A 382-nucleotide genomic window follows, 5' to 3' on the forward strand; every position below is an offset into this window, starting at 1 on the left:
TCAGGAGTGGCTCAGCGGCGCAGATCCTCCACGGTCACGGCCGAACCCGGCAGAACGGACCGGGCAGGCGCCCGCATCCCGTCCAGGAACAGCTGGAGATGGCGGTGGACGAAGCGGTCGGCGCTCATGCAGCCGGTGCCGGCCGGGGGCCGGCTCAGCTGCGCGACGCCCACCAGCAGGTCGCCGTACTCCACGTCGTCCCGCAGCTGGCCGGCCGCCCGGGCGCGGTCCATCAGCTGGACGACGAGGCTCTCGACGCGCCGCCGCGCATCCTCCAGGTCGGGATGGCTCTGGTCGAAGGTGCTGGAGATCATCGGACAGAGCGCGCTGATCCGCTCGTCGGCGGCAGCGTGCGCGAAGCGCTCCAGCGCCTCGAAGGCGT

At 72.5% G+C, this 382-nt stretch carries 1 pseudogene; it reads right to left on the reverse strand.

Annotation, left to right across the window (positions count from 1 at the left end):
• Positions 1-11: 11 nt before the first annotated feature.
• Positions 12-382, reverse strand: a pseudogene (locus LPA54_RS41935) (TetR/AcrR family transcriptional regulator); the annotation flags it as partial.

Origin of the sequence: Streptomyces sp. DH12 (assembly GCF_020873895.1) — a bacterium.
Taxonomy (GTDB): Bacteria; Actinomycetota; Actinomycetes; order Streptomycetales; family Streptomycetaceae; genus Streptomyces.